The organism is Pseudomonas sp. PLB05 (assembly GCF_021106615.1).
Lineage (GTDB): Bacteria > Pseudomonadota > Gammaproteobacteria > Pseudomonadales > Pseudomonadaceae > Chryseomonas > Chryseomonas benzopyrenica.
This window is the reverse complement of sequence record NZ_JAJOHO010000002.1, coordinates 655,742-671,655: the sequence shown is the minus strand read 5'-3', so window position 1 is coordinate 671,655 and position 15,914 is coordinate 655,742. Positions and strand designations below refer to the sequence as shown.

Annotated in this window: 15 protein-coding genes; 9 read left to right on the top strand and 6 right to left on the bottom strand. The window is 67.5% G+C overall.

The features are described 5' to 3' along the window. Positions 1-31 precede the first annotated feature (31 nt). The gene (locus LRS53_RS09800) at positions 32-2,107 is read left to right on the top strand and encodes an EAL domain-containing protein (protein ID WP_231355739.1); all 2,076 of its coding nucleotides are present in this window, start codon (positions 32-34) and stop codon (positions 2,105-2,107) included. A 66-nt stretch (positions 2,108-2,173) separates the two neighbouring features. Here the strand turns inward: LRS53_RS09800 and serB are convergent, their stop codons facing one another. Further along, on the bottom strand, positions 2,174-3,328 hold the full coding sequence (serB, locus tag LRS53_RS09795) for a phosphoserine phosphatase SerB (protein ID WP_231355738.1): 1,155 nt from the start codon (positions 3,326-3,328) through the stop codon (positions 2,174-2,176). A gap of 189 nt (positions 3,329-3,517) precedes the next feature. On the opposite strand from serB, the gene LRS53_RS09790 reads away from it, so the two are divergent. The 3 genes from LRS53_RS09790 (at position 3,518) to LRS53_RS09780 (ending at position 7,304) form a co-directional block, all read left to right on the top strand. Beyond that, positions 3,518-5,014, top strand: a complete 1,497-nt coding sequence (locus LRS53_RS09790) for an AhpA/YtjB family protein (protein ID WP_173147241.1) — start codon at positions 3,518-3,520, stop codon at positions 5,012-5,014. Positions 5,015-5,035: 21 nt separating this feature from the next. Next, a complete protein-coding gene (locus tag LRS53_RS09785; protein ID WP_173147243.1) occupies positions 5,036-6,574 on the top strand; it encodes a C13 family peptidase in 1,539 nt (512 codons plus the stop codon). 88 nt (positions 6,575-6,662) lie between these two features. Then, positions 6,663-7,304, top strand: a complete 642-nt coding sequence (locus LRS53_RS09780) for an oxidoreductase (protein ID WP_017642883.1) — start codon at positions 6,663-6,665, stop codon at positions 7,302-7,304. 222 nt (positions 7,305-7,526) lie between these two features. On the opposite strand, the gene LRS53_RS09775 is transcribed toward LRS53_RS09780, so the two are convergent. Next, a complete protein-coding gene (locus LRS53_RS09775; RefSeq protein ID WP_017642882.1) occupies positions 7,527-8,462 on the bottom strand; it encodes a LysR substrate-binding domain-containing protein in 936 nt (311 codons plus the stop codon). Between the two features lie 126 nt (positions 8,463-8,588). Here LRS53_RS09775 and LRS53_RS09770 point away from each other — a divergent pair, with 126 nt between their 5' ends. Further along, the gene (locus LRS53_RS09770) at positions 8,589-9,965 is read left to right on the top strand and encodes an L-serine ammonia-lyase (protein WP_093256347.1); all 1,377 of its coding nucleotides are present in this window, start codon (positions 8,589-8,591) and stop codon (positions 9,963-9,965) included. Between the two features lie 63 nt (positions 9,966-10,028). After that, the gene (locus LRS53_RS09765) at positions 10,029-10,505 is read left to right on the top strand and encodes a YbaK/EbsC family protein (protein WP_017642880.1); all 477 of its coding nucleotides are present in this window, start codon (positions 10,029-10,031) and stop codon (positions 10,503-10,505) included. On the opposite strand, the gene LRS53_RS23615 is transcribed toward LRS53_RS09765, so the two are convergent. Next, the gene (locus LRS53_RS23615; protein ID WP_017642879.1) at positions 10,493-10,621 is read right to left on the bottom strand and encodes a hypothetical protein; all 129 of its coding nucleotides are present in this window, start codon (positions 10,619-10,621) and stop codon (positions 10,493-10,495) included. The two genes, LRS53_RS09765 and LRS53_RS23615, sit on opposite strands and share 13 nt — an antisense overlap. A 145-nt stretch (positions 10,622-10,766) precedes the next feature. Here LRS53_RS23615 and LRS53_RS09760 point away from each other — a divergent pair, with 145 nt between their 5' ends. The 3 genes from LRS53_RS09760 (at position 10,767) to LRS53_RS09750 (ending at position 13,467) form a co-directional block, all read left to right on the top strand. Then, positions 10,767-12,170 carry an aminotransferase-like domain-containing protein gene (locus tag LRS53_RS09760; protein WP_231355737.1) on the top strand — a complete coding sequence of 468 codons (1,404 nt, stop codon included), beginning with the start codon at positions 10,767-10,769 and terminating at the stop codon, positions 12,168-12,170. A gap of 86 nt (positions 12,171-12,256) precedes the next feature. Further along, positions 12,257-12,871: an NAD(P)H-dependent oxidoreductase gene (locus LRS53_RS09755; RefSeq protein WP_231355736.1), complete on the top strand. Its 615-nt coding sequence runs from the start codon at positions 12,257-12,259 to the stop codon at positions 12,869-12,871. After that, the gene (locus LRS53_RS09750; protein WP_231355735.1) at positions 12,868-13,467 is read left to right on the top strand and encodes a TetR/AcrR family transcriptional regulator; all 600 of its coding nucleotides are present in this window, start codon (positions 12,868-12,870) and stop codon (positions 13,465-13,467) included. Before LRS53_RS09755 ends, LRS53_RS09750 begins: the two co-directional genes overlap by 4 nt. Before the next feature lie 10 nt (positions 13,468-13,477). Here the strand turns inward: LRS53_RS09750 and LRS53_RS09745 are convergent, their stop codons facing one another. The 3 genes from LRS53_RS09745 to mpl are packed head-to-tail and all read right to left on the bottom strand — an operon-like array spanning position 13,478 to position 15,754. Further along, positions 13,478-13,774: a YceK/YidQ family lipoprotein gene (locus tag LRS53_RS09745; RefSeq protein WP_231355734.1), complete on the bottom strand. Its 297-nt coding sequence runs from the start codon at positions 13,772-13,774 to the stop codon at positions 13,478-13,480. After that, positions 13,767-14,399: a flavin prenyltransferase UbiX gene (gene ubiX / locus LRS53_RS09740; protein ID WP_026084064.1), complete on the bottom strand. Its 633-nt coding sequence runs from the start codon at positions 14,397-14,399 to the stop codon at positions 13,767-13,769. The genes LRS53_RS09745 and ubiX overlap by 8 nt, the downstream gene beginning before the upstream one ends. After that, complete coding sequence (gene mpl, locus LRS53_RS09735) at positions 14,399-15,754, bottom strand: UDP-N-acetylmuramate:L-alanyl-gamma-D-glutamyl-meso-diaminopimelate ligase (protein WP_231355733.1); 1,356 nt, start codon at positions 15,752-15,754, stop codon at positions 14,399-14,401. Before mpl ends, ubiX begins: the two co-directional genes overlap by 1 nt. Positions 15,755-15,914: the final 160 nt, after the last annotated feature.

Genomic DNA, 15,914 nt, shown 5'->3' with positions numbered 1-15,914 from the left:
ATCATCGTTATCGCCAGGGCGCGAATAGACCATGGCCGCCGAACACAGTGCGATCCGCCTGTTACTGCTCGAAGCATCGCAGAACGAGGCGGAACGCCTGGTCAGCCTGTTCCGTAATGCCGGACGGGCAACGCGGGCCCAGCGCCTGGCCGACCCCACGGGTCTCAACGAACTCCTGTCCCAATCCTGGGACCTCGCCATCCTCGCCCCACCTTCTCCTGAGCTCGACAGCCTGGCCGCCCTGCGTCTCTTGCGCCGTCGGGCGCCTCAGCTCGCCGTCATCCAGCGGGTGGCACCCGAGGACCCCACGGCGGTGCTCGAAGCCCTGCGCCTGGGCGCCCGCGACGGCATCGCCAGCGACAACGACGAGCACCTGCTGCTGGCCAGCCTGCGCGAACTGGGCAATCTGGCCGAGCGTCATGAACGCCGGCGCCTGGAACAGGCCCTGGCCGAAGCCGAGCAGCGCTGCCAGCTGCTACTGGCCAATGCCGTGGATGCGGTGGCCTATGTCCACGACGGCCTGCATATCCACGTCAACTCGGCCTATGTGGAGCTGCTGGGTTATCCCTCCGCGGAAGACCTGGAAATCACGCCGCTGATGGACCTCATCGCCGCCGCCGACCAGCCGGCGCTGCGCGAGGCCTTCCGTCAGTTGCGCGACGCTCCCAGCCCCCTCGAACTGGATTGCCGGTGCGTCCGCCAGGACGGCAGCACCCTCGGCGTACACCTGCGCCTGACGCCAGCCATCTATCTCGACGAACCCTGCGTGCAGTTGCACCTGCGCGAGGAGCGCGCGGCCCCGGCCGCCGAGGCCCTCGAGGAACAGCTGCGCGAGGTGCGCTTCCAGGATACCCTGACCGGGCTGCTCAATCGCAGCCGCATGCTCGAATTGCTCGAAGACGCCCTGGAGCGCGCCCGACTCGGCGCGCCGGCCAGCTTCGCCTACCTGAGCATCGATCGCTATCCGACCCTGCTGGCCGAGCTGGGCATAGGCGCCATGGACGAGTTGCTGGTGGCCCTGGCCGAGCGCCTGAGCGAGCACTTCGGCACCCTGGTGACCCTGTCGCGCTTCGCCGACGATGCCTTTACCGTTCTCCTGCCCCAGGCGGCCGACGCCAGCCTGGACAGCGCCTTCGAGCGCCTGCTCGGCCGTCAGGAGCGCCAGCCGCTGGCCCTGGCCGGACGTAATCTGGCCATTAGCTATTCAATCGGTGTGGTCAGCCTGGACAGCCATACCAAGAGCGCCGGCGACCTGGTGGACCGGGCGCACCGTTCCGCGCGCCAGGTCGCCCAACGGGGCGGCAACGCCTGCAAACGCTACGACCCCCAGGAAGAGCTAGCCGCCGCCGCCAATCGCGGCAACCTGGTGGCCATGGTCAAGCAGGCCTTGCAGCAGAACGGCTTTCGCCTGCTGTTCCAGCCGGTGATCGGCTTGCGCGGCGGCAGTCACGAGTACTACGAAGCCCTACTGCGGCTGATCAACCCCCAGGGCGAAGAGGTCTCACCGGCCGAATTCGCCCGCACCGCCCGTGACAGCGGCCTGAGCGGCCAGATCGATCGCTGGGTGATCCACCAGGCGGTGCGCCAGCTGGGCGAACACCGCGCGCGCGGCCACGGCACGCGCATCTTCGTGCACCTCTCGGGCGCGACCCTGGGCGATCTGGAATTGTTGCCCTGGCTGAGGGAAACCCTGGAAGCGCAGCAGCTGGACGCCGAGGCGGTGATCTTTCAGCTCAGCGAGGAAGACCTGTTGGCCCAACCGGAGCAAGCCCTGGCCATGGCGCAACGGCTGCGCCGCCAGGGTCATCCGGTCACCCTGAGCGGCTTCGCTGCCGGTGACCCGCCGCTGGCGGCGCTGCGCCTGCTGGTGCCGGATTACGTCAAGCTGTCGGGCAAGCTGATCAAGGACCTGGCGCAACCGGACCACCAGGAGCGCCTCAAGGCCCTGGTCGCCGAGCTCAGCGCCCAGAACGTCCAGACCATCGCCCCCTTCGTCGAGAGCGCCAGCGTGCTGGCTCAGCTCTGGCAGGTCGGGGTGCACTTCATCCAGGGCTACTACCTGCAGGAGCCCAGCCAGGCGATGGACTACGAGTTCCATGCCGAGTAGCAGCGACCCAGCTTGAGATAGGCTTATCGCGGCCGCAACGGCGGACCGCGATGGCCGCTGGGAGGCTCAGCCCTGGGTAAGCCGATCTTCCACGCCCAGCAGATAGAGCACGCCATCCAGGCCCAGCACGCTCACCGACTGGCGGGCGGACTGGCGCACCAGCGGCTTGGCGCGAAAGGCCACGCCCAGACCGGCCAGGGCCAGCATCGGCAGGTCGTTGGCGCCATCGCCCACGGCGATGGTCTGCTCCAGCGTCAGGCCTTCACGGCTGGCCAGTTCCTGCAGCAGATCGGCCTTGCGCTGGGCATCGACGATGGGCTCGACGGCGCGGCCGGTCAGCTTGCCGTCGACGATCTCCAGTTCGTTGGCATAGACGTAGTCGATGCCCAGCCGCGCCTGCACCTGGCGGGCGAAGTAGGTGAAGCCGCCGGAGAGGATGGCGGTTTTGTAGCCCAGCCGCTTCAGCTCGGCGAACAGCCGCTCGGCGCCCTCGGTCAGACGCAGCCCGGCACCGATGTCTTCCAGCACCTCCTCGGACAGGCCCTGCAGCAGCGCCATGCGCTCCGTGAAGCTGGCGCGGAAATCGATCTCGCCGCGCATGGCCCGCTCGGTGATGGCGGCCACCCGCTCGCCGATACCGGCGGCCTTGGCCAGTTCGTCGATGACCTCGGCCTGGATCAGGGTGCTGTCCATGTCGAACACCGCCAGCCGGCGATGCTGCCGCTGCAGGTCGTCGGGCTGCCAGCCGATGTCGGCCTGGCCTTCCTGGGCCAGTGCCAGCAGGCCCGCGCGCAGGGCCTGGGGCTCGTGCGGCTCGCCGGTGACGCGCAGCTCCAGGGCGGCGCGCGCGGTCGCGCCCGGCTCGCTCAGGGCGCGGATGGCGTGGATGTTCAGGCCCTGCTCGCGGCACAGCGCGGCCAGCCGGGTCAGCGGCAGATCGGCCAGGCTGCGGCCCATCAGCGTCAGGACATGGGCTTCGCCGCTGTCCGGTGCCGGCTGCGCCAGGGGCGCCACCTGCAGCCCCAGGGCCTGCAGTGCCTGCCCCAGCGCGGCGCCGGCACTGGCCGGGCTGACCAGCAGGGTCACCGCGGCACTGTTGTCCAGACCCTGCTGCTGCAGCGATTCCAGCCGAGCACCGGCCGCGGCCAGGGCGCCGGTGAGCGCAGCCAACCAGTCGGCGGGCAGGATGCCTACGGCCTGGAGTCCGATAACGTCTTGCATGGCGATCCCCTCGCGGAAAAGCGCGCAGTCTACCCTTTCGCCCCGGCGGTGCCGAGCCATGGGCACCGGCTGGCGGCGGGAGTCCACCGCCGGCCTCTTTTGCGGGCGAAGCCCTGCATTCGCCGTTTTCGCGCCCCTGGCCCGCTGGTTATACTGGCCGCACATTTTTTGTCCAAAGAAACGATTTCTGTGACCCGCCCCGCGACCGTCAAGCCCGATAATTTCTTCCTGCTTATCTACCGAGCCCTGCGCCAGCGTCGTGTGCCGGTGGCCTTGCGCATCGTTTCCCACAGCCTGCTGCTGGTGGCGGCCGCTCTGGTGATCTATGCCGGCATCATGAGCATGCAGTTCCGCCATGCCATGCAGCAGCAGGCCGACGCCGTCGGTCAGAGCCTGGTGACCCAGACGGCCAACTCCGCCGCCGAACTGCTGGTGGCCAACGACAACCTCAGCCTCAACGTGCTGCTCAGCAACCTGGCGCGCAATCCGCTGGTGGCCCATGCCGCGGTCTACAGCCCGGACAACCGGGTGCTGGCCGAGTCCGGCACCCGCCCGAGCCAGGGCCTGCTGACCGCCACCGAGGGTATCTACAGCACGCCGATCCGCTTCCAGGACGTCACCGCCGGCCAGGTGCGCCTGGCGCTGGACATGGACCAGTTCCAGCAGCCGATGATGATCAGCCTGCAGAACATGGGTCTCTTGGGGCTGATCCTGCTGGGCCTGACCCTGATCCTCAGCCTGCGGCTCGGGCGCCAGCTGTCGATTCCACTGCTGGAGCTGCGCGTCTGGCTGCGCGATCCCGACGATCCCGCACCGGGCGCCGGGCGTCTCGACGAACTGGGCGACCTGGCGCGCCAACTGCAGAGCCGCCTGGTCCCGCCCAAGCCGCCCAAGGCGGAAGTGGCCGAGGACGACGATCCCTTCGCCGACGAACAGGGTGGCCTGAGCGTCAAGCCGCCGCCCGCGCGCAAGGCTCCCGCTGCCAAACCGGCTGCCCGCAAGGCGCCTGCGGCGGATGCCGACAACGAACTGGACGCCGATGCCTTCGCCGATCTGGTGCCGGACTCCTTCACCGAGCCGCCGCCCACGCCGGCCCCGGTAGTGCCCACCGAGCCCGACATCGTCACCTCCGCGGTGCTGGCCATCCAGCTCGGCGCCCAGGACCAGCTCAGCCGGCTGCCGCGCAGCCGCCTCGAACAGCTGCTGGAGCGCTATCGCGACTGCCTGCAGCAGGCCACCGAGCTCTATGACGGCGAACTCCACACCCTCAAGGACGGCGGCAGCCTGATCCTCTTCCACGAGCGCAGCGACGACGATGACTACCTGACCCGCGCGCTCTGCTGCGGCGAGATCATGCGCGCCCTCGGTCACGCGCTGCAGGTGGAAGTGGTCGGCAGCGGTGCAACCCTGCAGCTGCAGCTGGGTCTGACGCAGGGCGAACGCCTCGCCGGCCTGGAGCTTGCCCAATTGCTGGAAAACACCACCGTACGCAACGCCCAGGCGCTGAGTCGCCACAGTCGCAATCTGTTGCTGGTCGAGCAGAGCATCGCCGAGGACGAGCTGCTGCGTAAACGCGCCCGTATCCGCACCATCGCCAGCCCCGCCGGGGCCAGTTGCGTGGAACGTCTCCTGGAACCCTACTCCGCGACGCTGGAGCGTCACCTGGTCCGGCTCGAGGCGCGTTGACGCGCCCGCCCGACCCCACCTATGAGCGCCCTCCTGCCCCGTCTCGCCCTCGCCGCGCTGTTGCTGGCGGCCTGCGCTGTCCAGGCGGCGCCCAATGCGAGCAGCGTGAGGCTGCCCGATGGCGGGGTCTATACCGGCGAGATCGTCAGCGGCTTGCTCAACGGCAGCGGCCGCATCGAGTGGCCCAACGGCAACTGGCTCAAGGGTCGCTTCAAGGATGGCCTGGCCGAAGGCCCCGGCGAACAGCAATTCGCCGACGGTACCTACTACCAGGGCACCTTTCGCCGCGGTCTCTACCATGGCCAGGGCAACCTGATCAGCAGCAGCGGCTGGGAATACCACGGCAGCTTCGTCAACGGCCGCATGCAGGGCCAGGGCTCCAAGCTCGACAGCGACGGCACCCAGACCATCGGCACCTTCAACGACGGCCACCTCAATGGCGTCGGCCAGTGGCAGGAGCCAGGTGGCGATCGCTATGACGGCGAATTCGTCGACGACCAGTTCGAAGGAGCCGGCGTCTATCGCAGCGCTGGTGGCGATCTCTGGCGCGGGCGCTTCAGTGGCGGCGAGCTGACCGGTAACGGCGAATTCGTCGGCAGCGACAGCAGCCAGTATCGCGGCGCCTTCCGCAACTGGAAGTTCGACGGCCAGGGTGTGCTCACCAACAGCGACGGCAGCGTCTATCGCGGCAACTTCGCCGATGGCGTCTATGCCGGCATGGGCGTCCTGACCGGCGCCGACGGCCAGATCGAACGTGGTCTCTGGGAGGGCGGCAAGCGCATCCGCGACGACCAGGGCCAGTACATCGCCGATCCCCTGGAGCGCGCTCTGCTCGACCAGGGCAAGGTGCTCGACCAGGAGCTGCAGCAGATCCCGGCCTCCACCTCCGCCACCGAACTCTATGGCCTGGTGCTGGCCGGTGACGGCGGTCAGGGCGTATTCCAGCGCGAAGCCAACTACGTGGCCAACTTCCTGACCACCACCTGGGGCGCCCGCGATGTCGTCCACCTGATCAACGCCAAGGACATCCGCAGCGACCATCCGCTGGCCACCCGCGAGAATCTCTACCAGAGTCTGCAGGCCCTGGCCCAGCGCACCGGTCCCGAAGACCTGATCCTCATCTACCTGACCAGCCACGGCTCGGCCGACCATCAGCTGGTGCTCTCCCAACCGGGCCTGGATCTCTCCAGCCTGCCAGCCGCGGAGCTGGGCCGCCTGCTCGCGCCCCTGCGCGGCCGCGACAAGCTGATCATCGTCTCCAGCTGCTACAGCGGCGGCTTCATCCCGCAATTGCAGGACGACCATACCCTGGTGATGACCGCCTCCAAGGCCGATCGCACCTCTTTCGGCTGCACCGACGAAGCCGACTTCACCTACTTCGGCCGTGCCCTCTTCGCCGAGGCCTTCCAGCACACCGACGATCCCGAGCAGGCCTTCCAGCGCGCTCGCGACACCGTGTCGGTGCGCGAGAAGACCGAAGGCTTCGATCCGTCCGAGCCCCAGCTCTGGGCGCCGCCTGCCGTGCTGCAGAAGTGGCGCGCCTGGCGTGCGAGCCGCTGAGTGCGGCTTTCGCTCAGGGCCTTGACGAACAACCGGAACGCCTGAGGTCCAACCTGACATCAGCGGTCGCCGCTACAAGGAGAGCCCCGTGTACCTGACGCCTCAGCATGCCCTCATCGCCGGCGCCACTGGCCTGACCGGCGAACACCTGCTCGACCGCCTCCTCAACGAGCCGACGGTACCCCGGGTGCTGGCGCCGACGCGCCGTCCGCTGGCGGAACACGCCCGGCTGGACAACCCGGTAGGTGACCTCAACAGCCTGCTACCGACCCTGGAGGGCCCACTGGACGTGGCCTTCTGCTGCCTGGGCACCACCATGAAGCAGGCCGGTTCCGAAGCCGCCTTTCGCGCCGTGGACTACGGTCTGCCCCTGGCGGTGGGCCAGCGCGCCCTGGAACTGGGCGCCCGCCACTACATCGTGGTCAGCGCCATTGGCGCCGATCCGCAGTCCTCGATCTTCTACAACAAGGTCAAGGGCGAGCTGGAAGAAGCCCTGCGCGCCCAGGGCTGGACGCAACTGACCCTGGCACGACCGTCACTGCTGATCGGCCAGCGCCAGGAAGAACGCCTGGGCGAGCGCCTGGCCGCCCCGCTGTCGCAGTGGCTGCCGGGCAAGTGGCACGGCATCGAAGCCGCCGTCCTGGCCCGGGCGCTGTGGCGCCTGGCCCTGGAAGAAGGCAAGGGCGTGCGAGTGGTTGAATCGGACGAGTTGCGCAAACTGGGGCGTTGAAGGCTTGGCCGCTATCGACCGTAGGTTGGGCTGAGAAGGCGCCATCGTCGAAGCCCAACATGCCGGTGCCGAGGCAAACACTGTTGGGCTTCGCTGCGCTCAACCCAACCTACGATAGCCTGTAGGAGCGGCCCATGGCCGCGATCCCTCTCTCACTCAGACTTGTGTCGTTAGCCCTCGCTACCAGGCCTGGGTGCATCCTATCGTGGTCGTGGACCGCTCCTACGCCGGCTGCGCCAGCACCATCTGATCCACCTCCTGCACCAGCCAGTCGTGCAGGGCGCGCAGGCGCGGGTCAGCCAGGGCGCCCTGGGCATAGAGCAGCATGTACCTCTTGTGCGCCGGCACGGAACGACCGAAGGGCGGCACCACCAGCACACCGCGAGCCAATTCGTCGGTGATCAGGGCGCGGCGGGCAATGGCCACGCCCATGCCGGCGATGGCCGCTTCGATGGTCAGGTGGTTGCGGTTGAAGGTATGGCCCCGCCGGACATCCAGCGCCGGGGCGCCGATGCTGGCCAGATAGAACTCCCATTCGGCGTATTCGTAGCTGCCGCGCCAGGCGGTGATGTCATGCAGCAGCGGATAGAACTCCAGGTCCTCCGGTCGCTCCAGTGGCGGACGTCCCGCCAGCAGACTGGGGGCGCAGACTGGAAAGATCTCCTCCTCCATCAGCGGCGTCGAGGCCAGGCCCGGATAGCTGCCGTCGTTGAGGTCGATGGCCAGGTCGAATTCGCCCTCGCGTAGCGACCAGCTGCTGTCCTCGGCCACCAGGCGCAATTGCAGATCGGGAAAGCGGGCCTGTAGGCGCGGCAGCCGCGGGGTCAGCCATTTGCCCAGGAACGAGGGAATCGACCGGAGCCGCACCACGCCGCCGAACTGACCGGCGTTGAGACGGCGCAATTCGGCATCGATCAGGCCATAGGCCTGATTCAGGGTGGTCGCCAGGCGCTGGCCCTCGGCGGTCAGCTCCAGGCCACGCGCGACGCGATGGAACAGCTTGAAACCCAGCCGCTCTTCCAGCTGGCGCATCTGCTGGCTGATGGCGCCGGGCGTCACGTGCAGCTCTTCGGCGCAGCGCGTGAAGGACAGATGCCGAGCGGCGCAGGCGAAGACCTGTAACCAGGCCTGGGTTTGGGCATTGAGGATCCGGCTCATCGATGAGTTCCGCTAAAGGATCGCTTAGAAGCTTTCGTTTGTGCGAGCTGAGGGCTTATCACCACTATGAGCCATCCGCCGGCACCTTGTCTGGCGACCATTCAAGCTCAATCAGGGATTACCGACATGGCCATCAGCGTCTTCGACCTGTTCAAAATCGGCGTGGGTCCGTCCAGTTCCCATACCGTGGGCCCGATGCGGGCCGGCGCCCTCTTCGCCCAGCGGCTGGTCGACGAAGGCCTGCTGGAACAGGTCAAGCGGGTCGAGGTGCGCCTCTATGGCTCGCTGTCGGCCACCGGCGTCGGCCATGGTACCGACCGCGCCACCCTGATCGGCCTGATGGGCGAGTGGCCGGATCGCGTCGATCCTGCCGCCGTGGAGCCACGCATCGAAGCGCTGCGCAATGAACGTCAGCTGCTGCTGGCCGGTCGCCAGGCGATCCACTTCGATTGGCAGGAAGACATGCTGCTGCTGGACGAGAGTCTGCCCTATCACCCCAATGCCATGACCCTGACCGCCTTTGGCGCCACCGGCGAGGTGGCCGAGGCGACCTACTACTCCATCGGCGGCGGCTTCGTGGTCGACGCCGCCCAGGCCGCCAGCGGCGTGCTGGACAACGACACCACCGAACTGCCCTATGACTTCTCCAGCGGCGCCGAGCTGCTGCACCTGTGCCGCAGCCACGGCCTGGGCGTGGCCGAGCTGATGCTGGCCAACGAGAAGCGTTGGCGCTCCGAAGAGGAGATCCGCAGCGGCCTGCTGCGCATCTGGGACGTGATGCGCGAATGCGTCCAGAACGGCCTCGCCAACGAAGGCATCCTGCCCGGCGGCCTCAAGGTGCGTCGCCGCGCCGCCCGACTGCACCAGAGTCTGCAGGCCATCGGCAAGCCCAACGTCATCGGCTCGACTCTCTCCGCCATGGAGTGGGTCAACCTCTTCGCCCTGGCGGTGAACGAGGAGAACGCCGCCGGCGGCCGCATGGTCACCGCGCCCACCAACGGTGCGGCCGGGATCATCCCGGCGGTGCTGATGTACTACATGAAATTCAACCCCGACGCCTGCGACGACGACGTGGTGCGCTTCATGCTCGCCGCCGCCGCGGTCGGCATCCTGTGCAAGAAGAACGCCTCCATCTCCGGCGCCGAGGTCGGTTGCCAGGGCGAGGTGGGTTCGGCCTGCGCCATGGCCGCCGCGGGCCTGGCCGAGGTGCTGGGCGCCAGCCCCGCGCAACTGGAGAACGCCGCCGAGATCGGTCTGGAGCACAACCTCGGACTGACCTGCGACCCGGTAGGAGGCCTGGTGCAGGTGCCCTGCATCGAGCGCAATGCCATCGCTGCGGTCAAGGCGATCAACGCCGCCCAGATGGCCCTGCGCGGTGACGGCGAGCACTTCATCTCCCTCGACCAGGTGATCCGCACCATGAAGGAAACCGGCGCGGACATGCACAGCAAGTACAAGGAAACCTCCCGCGGCGGCCTGGCCGTGACCTTCGTGGAGTGTTGAGTCAGCCTTGACGCAGGCGCGGTGGATTGTCGAGAGTCGGACTTTTCCCTCACAGGAACGCCCATGAGCCTCGACTCCGTCCGCCAGCACCTTGCCCGCATCGCGCCCGACCTCGAGATCCTCGAGGCCACCACCAGTACCGCAACCGTCACCCTGGCGGCAGCCGCCCATGGCGTGGAGCCCGGACGCATCGCCAAGACCCTGGGCTTGAAAGTCGGGGATCAGCAGCTGCTGCTGGTGGCCCGCGGCGATGCGCGACTGGACAACCGCAAGCTCAAGGCCGCCTTTGGTGGCAAGGCCAAGCTCCTCGATGCCGCCACCGTAGAAGGCCTCACCGGACATCCAGTAGGTGGCGTCTGCCCGTTCGGACTGACCACCCCGCTGCCGGTCTACTGCGACGAATCGCTCAAGGCCTTCGACGAAGTGCTACCCGCCGCGGGCGCCATCCACAGCGCCGTGCGTCTCACGCCCGAGCGGCTGGCCGCCCTCAGCGAGGCGCGCTGGGTGGATGTCTGCGAGGTAGGCGATCAGCGCAGCTGATCGTGCTTTTCGACGTCGCGCCGATCCTTGTTCAGGACGACGCAGGCGTAGTAGCCGCCGCCAAGCAGGATGAGTGCGAGCAGGCTGAAAAGAATCATGAAGATACCATCGTCCATGGCTGCCTCCGAGAGATGCCAGAAAGGGATGGATAAAGCTTAGGCCCCCGGACGCCAGCGTTACAGCAGCAGGTAGACATATGAAAAACCGGATCAGATGGCCGGTGCCTCGCTATAGTGACGGTCTCCCCTGCCCTGGCCTCGCATGAAGCGCTACGAACGATTCGCCGACCAGCTCGCCACCCTGATGAACAGCGGCGTCCTCGCCCCCGGCGAGCGCCTGCCGTCGGTGCGCAGCGCCAGTCAGACCCACGGCATCAGCCCCTCCACGGTGTTCCAGGCCTATTACCTGCTGGAAAGTCGCGGCCTGATCGAGGCGCGCGAGCGATCCGGCTACTTCGTCCGCGAACCGGCTCGGGCGCGGGACGCGGCGCCCTTGCTGACCCCTCTGGAAGGCACCGAGGTGGCGGTGAGCGATCTGGTCTATTCGGTGCTGCAGTCGCTGCAGGACCCGGACATCGTGCCCTTCGGTTCGGCCTTTCCCAGCCCCGATCTGTTTCCCCTGGCGCGGCTGGCCCGCAGCATGGCCCACGGCCTGCGCGACCTGCCCGCCCAGGACCTCACCGCCTACGTCACCCCCGGTCATCCCGAATTGCGGCGGCAGATCGCCCGGCGCTACGGCCTGGCCGGCATGCCCGAGGTCGGCGAAGAACTGGTGATCACCCACGGCGCCCTGGAGGCCCTCAACCTGGGCCTGCAGAGCCTGACCCGTCCCGGCGATCTGGTGGCGGTGGAAAGCCCGGCCTTCTACGCCAGTCTGCAGGTATTGGAGCGGCTACAGCTCAAGGCGGTGGAGATTCCCGTCGACCCCGAGCGCGGCCTCAATCTGGATGCCCTGGAAGAGGCCCTGAGCCGCCTGCCGATCAAGGCCTGCTGGTTCATGAGCGGCCTGCAGAATCCCACCGGGGTCAGTCTCGACGACCGCGCCCAGCAGCGACTCTATGGCCTGCTGCAACGCCATCAGGTGCCGCTGCTGGAAGATGACGTCTATGCCGAGCTCTACAGCGGCAGCGAACCGCACCGCCCGGTCAAGCGCTTCGACCGTGACGGCCTGGTGCTGCACTGCGGCTCCTTTTCCAAGTGCCTGGCGCCCGGCTATCGCATCGGCTGGATCGCCGCCGGCCGTCAGGCCGGTGCCGTCGCCCGGCTGCGGCTGATGACCACCATCACCCCCTCGATGCCGGCCCAGGCCGCCCTGGCGGACTACCTGCAGCACGGCGGCTACGACCGCCATCTACGCCGCTTGCGACTGAGTCTCGATCGGCAGCGCCAGGCCATGCTGACCGCGGCGCGGCGCTACTTTCCCGCCGACACCCACGTCAGCCGGCCCCAGGGCGGTTACTTTCTCTGGTTCGAACTCCCCGAGCGGGTGGACAGTCTGGCGCTCTATCGCCAGGCCCTGGCCGAGGGCATCAGCCTGGCGCCGGGACCGATCTTTTCCGCGCAGCAGGGTTTTCGAAACTGCATCAGGCTCAATTGCGGTCATCCCTGGGACGCGCGCAGCGAGGCGGCCATGGCCAGGCTCGGGGAGTTGCTGGGCAAAAGCTGAATCTCCCATAGCGGGCAGAACCAGTAGACGGCACAATTTACCAATAGTAAGTTACCTTTGGTAAATTAACCTATGAGGTCATTCTCATGCATGCACTCATCGTCGTTGCTCACCCCCTGCAGGATTCCCTGACCCAAGCGGTCGCCGCTCAGCTCGCCCAGGGTATTGACGCTGCCAGTTCCACGGACTCATGGGAAATCGCCGATCTCATCAGCGAGGGCTTCGATCCACGCTTCAACAGAGAAGATCTCGCGCTATTTCGTGGAGACCATGATCCGGCCGCCGATATCGCCGCCGAACAGACCAGAGTGGCACGGGCAGATGCTCTGGTGCTGGTCTATCCCCTGTATTGGTGGTCCTTCCCGGCGGTCCTCAAAGGCTGGATCGACCGGGTCTTCAGCTACGGCTGGGCCTACGAAGACAAGGATGGCACCCTGGTGAAAAAGCTAGGCTGGCTACCCGTTCATCTGGTCGCCTTGGGTGGCGCGGATCGCGGCACCCTCGACCGACACGGCTACGAGGTGGCCATGAAAACCCAGATCGATCACGGCATCTTCGGCTACTGCGGGGCTCCGGTGAAGACATCAACGCTGCTCCTGGCTTCCGACGACGGCTATCCCGAAGCCCATCTCCAGCGGGCCCGTTTCCTGGGGCAACATCTGTTCGCCGCGCACCGTACCCAAGAGGCCCCACCTGAATGACATCCACCCCTGGCATCTCCCCGCGAAGACGCCTATCCCGTGAGGCCCGCACGCGCCAATTGCTGGATGCCGCGTGGCGACTGATCGCTGACGAGGGTACCGATGCGCTCACGCTGATCCACCTCAGCGAGGTGGCAGGGGTTACCAAGCCCTTGGTCTACGATCACTTCGGGAGTCGCAACGGCCTGCTGGCAGCCCTGTATGAGGATTACGATGCCCGCCAAACCGCGCTGTTCGATGCTGCCGTCGCCGCCTCCCAACCCAACCGAGAGGCCAAGGCGCGCGTCCTGGCCGCCAGCTATGTCGATTGCGTACTCACCCAGGGACGCGATATCGCCGAGGTCTTGGCCGCTCTGACCGGGTCCCCGGAATTGCTCGCGGTGAAACGTCGTTACCAGCTCGCCTTCATCGAAAAGTGCCTGGCCGCCCTGGCACCCTTTGCGGGACCCACGGGCTTATCGATCGCCAGCCTCTGGGGTTTCCTGGGGGCGGCCGAGGCGCTCTCCAACGCCGCGGTGGCCGGCGACATCACCGCCGAGCAAGCACGCGACGAACTCGAACTGAGCCTACTCGCGCTGCTTGCCCGTACGGATTGACGCCTGGCCGTCAAAGCCCACCGCGCACGCTGCCCTGCCCACCGATAGCGGCCGGCAGGGACAGCGGCAGCAGCAGGGTATCGAGCAGGGCGCTGGCGGGCAGGTCCAGCACCGGCCAGGCCGGCGCCTCGGCGCCAAAGCGCTCCTGGGCGCAGCAGCCGCCCTGCAGCGCATAGAGATCCAGCCGGGTACCGGCATAGACCACCGGCGCGCCGGGCTTGGCGGCGTCCAGGGTACGCACCGTAGCGCAGCCGCCAAGGGCCAGGACGGCCGTCAGTAGCAGGCCGAGACGCACGATTCTAGTCATCGTTGCCGGACAGGTGATGTTCGCCCCAGCGCGGCAGCATGTCCTGGGGGATGCCCAGGGTGTTGAGGATGCGTGCCACCACGAAGTCCACCAGGTCGTCGAGGGTCTGCGGCTGGTGGTAGAAGCCCGGCGAGGCCGGCAGGATGGTCACCCCCAGGTTGGACAGCTTGAGCATATTCTCCAGATGGATGCTGGAGAACGGTGACTCACGCGGCACCAGCACCAGCTGACGGCGTTCCTTGAGGGCTACGTCGGCGGCGCGTTCGATGAGGTTGTTGCTGGCGCCGGTGGCGATGGCCGAGAGGGTGCCGGTGGAACAGGGGCAGACCACCATGGCCGCCGGGGCGCTGGAGCCGGACGCCGGCGGCGCCATCCAGTCGCTCTGGCCGAACACCCGTACCTGGCCGGGGGCCGCGCCGGTGTATTCGGTAAGAAAGGCCTGCATGGCCTGGGGCTTGGGTGGCAGCACCACGTCGGTCTCGGTGGCCATCACCAGTTGTGCAGCCTTGGAGATGAGGAAGTGCACCTCGCGCTCCTCCTGCACCAGGCAGTCCAGCAGGCGCAGGCCATACTGGGAGCCGGAGGCGCCGGTCAGGGCCAGGGTGATGCGTTCCGGGCCGGCCATCATGCCTGCTCCAGGGCCGCGGCCAGCTTGCCGTGCAGGCCGCCGAAACCGCCGTTGCTCATGATCACCACATGGGTGGGGCCGTCCAGTTCCGCCTTGACGCGCTCGATGATGGCCTCCAGGGAGTCGCAGACCACCGCGGGCACCTGGCAGGCTGCGGCGGTTCCAGCCAGGTCCCAACCCAGATTCGGCGGGGCGTACCAGATGACGCTGTCGGCGCCGGTGACGCTGGCCGGCAGGCCGTCGCGGTGGGCGCCCAGTTTCATGGAATTGGAGCGCGGCTCGATGACGGCGATGATCCGCTCGCTGCCAACCCGGGCGCGCAGCCCCTGCAGGGTGGTGGCGATGGCGGTGGGATGGTGGGCGAAGTCGTCGTAGACGGTCACGCCGCGCACCTCGGCGACCTTCTCCATACGCCGCTTCACACTGCGGAATTCGCTCAGGGCGGCGACGCCCATACCCGGCACCACACCGACATGACGAGCCGCTGCCAGGGTGGCCAGGGCATTGGCCACGTTGTGCTGGCCGGTCAGTTCCCAGTTCACGGTGCCCTGCACCTCGCCGTCGAACAGCACCTCGAAGCGCGAGCCGTCCTCGGCCAGCAGGCGGGCCTGCCATTGGCCACCTTCGCCGGTGGTCTGCACCGGGGTCCAGCAACCCATCTCCAGCACCCGCGCCAGGGCCGTCTCGGCGGTGGGATGGATGACCAGGCCACTGCTGGGAATGGTCCGCACCAGGTGATGGAACTGCCGCTCGATGGCCGCCAGATCCGGAAAGATGTCCGCGTGATCGTATTCCAGGTTGTTGAGGATGGTGGTCCGCGGCCGGTAGTGGACGAACTTGGATCTCTTGTCGAAGAAGGCGCTGTCGTATTCGTCGGCTTCCACCACGAAGAAGGGCGTACCGCCCAGGCGCGCCGAGATGCCGAAATTCTGTGGCACCCCGCCGATGAGAAAGCCCGGGCTCATGCCGGCGTGCTCCAGCACCCAGGCCAGCATGCTGGTGGTGGTGGTCTTGCCGTGGGTCCCGGCGACTGCCAGCACCCAGCGGCCCTGCAGCACATGCTCGGCCAGCCACTGGGGACCGGAGACATAGGGCAGCCCTTGGTCCAGTACGTATTCCACCGCCGGATTGCCGCGCGACAGGGCATTACCGATCACCACCAAGTCCGGGGCCGGATCGAGTTGCGCCGGATCGTAGCCCTGGGTCAGCTCGATGCCCTGGGCCTCCAGCTGGGTGCTCATGGGCGGATAGACGTTGGCGTCGGAGCCGGTCACGCGATGGCCGGCTTCCTTGGCCAGCACCGCGAGCGACCCCATGAAGGTGCCGCAGATACCGAGGATGTGGATGTGCATGACAGGCGGGCTCCGCTGCAGATTGAACGGCGGCAAGGTTAGCACGGGGGGCCGCGCCGCCGGAGCGATGGCCGTCGCGGATGCCTGGTCAAGGACAGCAAACCGGGCGATGCCAGGGGTGCGGGCGTCAACCAGATCGGGCACGTCGCCACGTCCTGAC

Excerpts from the sequence above, each read along its gene's own strand:
- LRS53_RS09800 (WP_231355739.1), top strand. The coding sequence starts at position 32 with ATGGCCGCCGAACACAGTGCGATCCGCCTGTTACTGCTCGAAGCATCG.
- serB (WP_231355738.1), bottom strand. The coding sequence starts at position 3,328 with ATGCAAGACGTTATCGGACTCCAGGCCGTAGGCATCCTGCCCGCCGAC.
- LRS53_RS09785 (WP_173147243.1), top strand. The coding sequence starts at position 5,036 with ATGAGCGCCCTCCTGCCCCGTCTCGCCCTCGCCGCGCTGTTGCTGGCG.
- LRS53_RS09775 (WP_017642882.1), bottom strand. The coding sequence starts at position 8,462 with ATGAGCCGGATCCTCAATGCCCAAACCCAGGCCTGGTTACAGGTCTTC.
- LRS53_RS09770 (WP_093256347.1), top strand. The coding sequence starts at position 8,589 with ATGGCCATCAGCGTCTTCGACCTGTTCAAAATCGGCGTGGGTCCGTCC.
- LRS53_RS09765 (WP_017642880.1), top strand. The coding sequence starts at position 10,029 with ATGAGCCTCGACTCCGTCCGCCAGCACCTTGCCCGCATCGCGCCCGAC.
- LRS53_RS23615 (WP_017642879.1), bottom strand. The coding sequence starts at position 10,621 with ATGGACGATGGTATCTTCATGATTCTTTTCAGCCTGCTCGCACTCATC.
- LRS53_RS09760 (WP_231355737.1), top strand. The coding sequence starts at position 10,767 with ATGAAGCGCTACGAACGATTCGCCGACCAGCTCGCCACCCTGATGAAC.
- LRS53_RS09755 (WP_231355736.1), top strand. The coding sequence starts at position 12,257 with ATGCATGCACTCATCGTCGTTGCTCACCCCCTGCAGGATTCCCTGACC.
- LRS53_RS09750 (WP_231355735.1), top strand. The coding sequence starts at position 12,868 with ATGACATCCACCCCTGGCATCTCCCCGCGAAGACGCCTATCCCGTGAG.
- LRS53_RS09745 (WP_231355734.1), bottom strand. The coding sequence starts at position 13,774 with ATGACTAGAATCGTGCGTCTCGGCCTGCTACTGACGGCCGTCCTGGCC.
- ubiX (WP_026084064.1), bottom strand. The coding sequence starts at position 14,399 with ATGGCCGGCCCGGAACGCATCACCCTGGCCCTGACCGGCGCCTCCGGC.
- mpl (WP_231355733.1), bottom strand. The coding sequence starts at position 15,754 with ATGCACATCCACATCCTCGGTATCTGCGGCACCTTCATGGGGTCGCTC.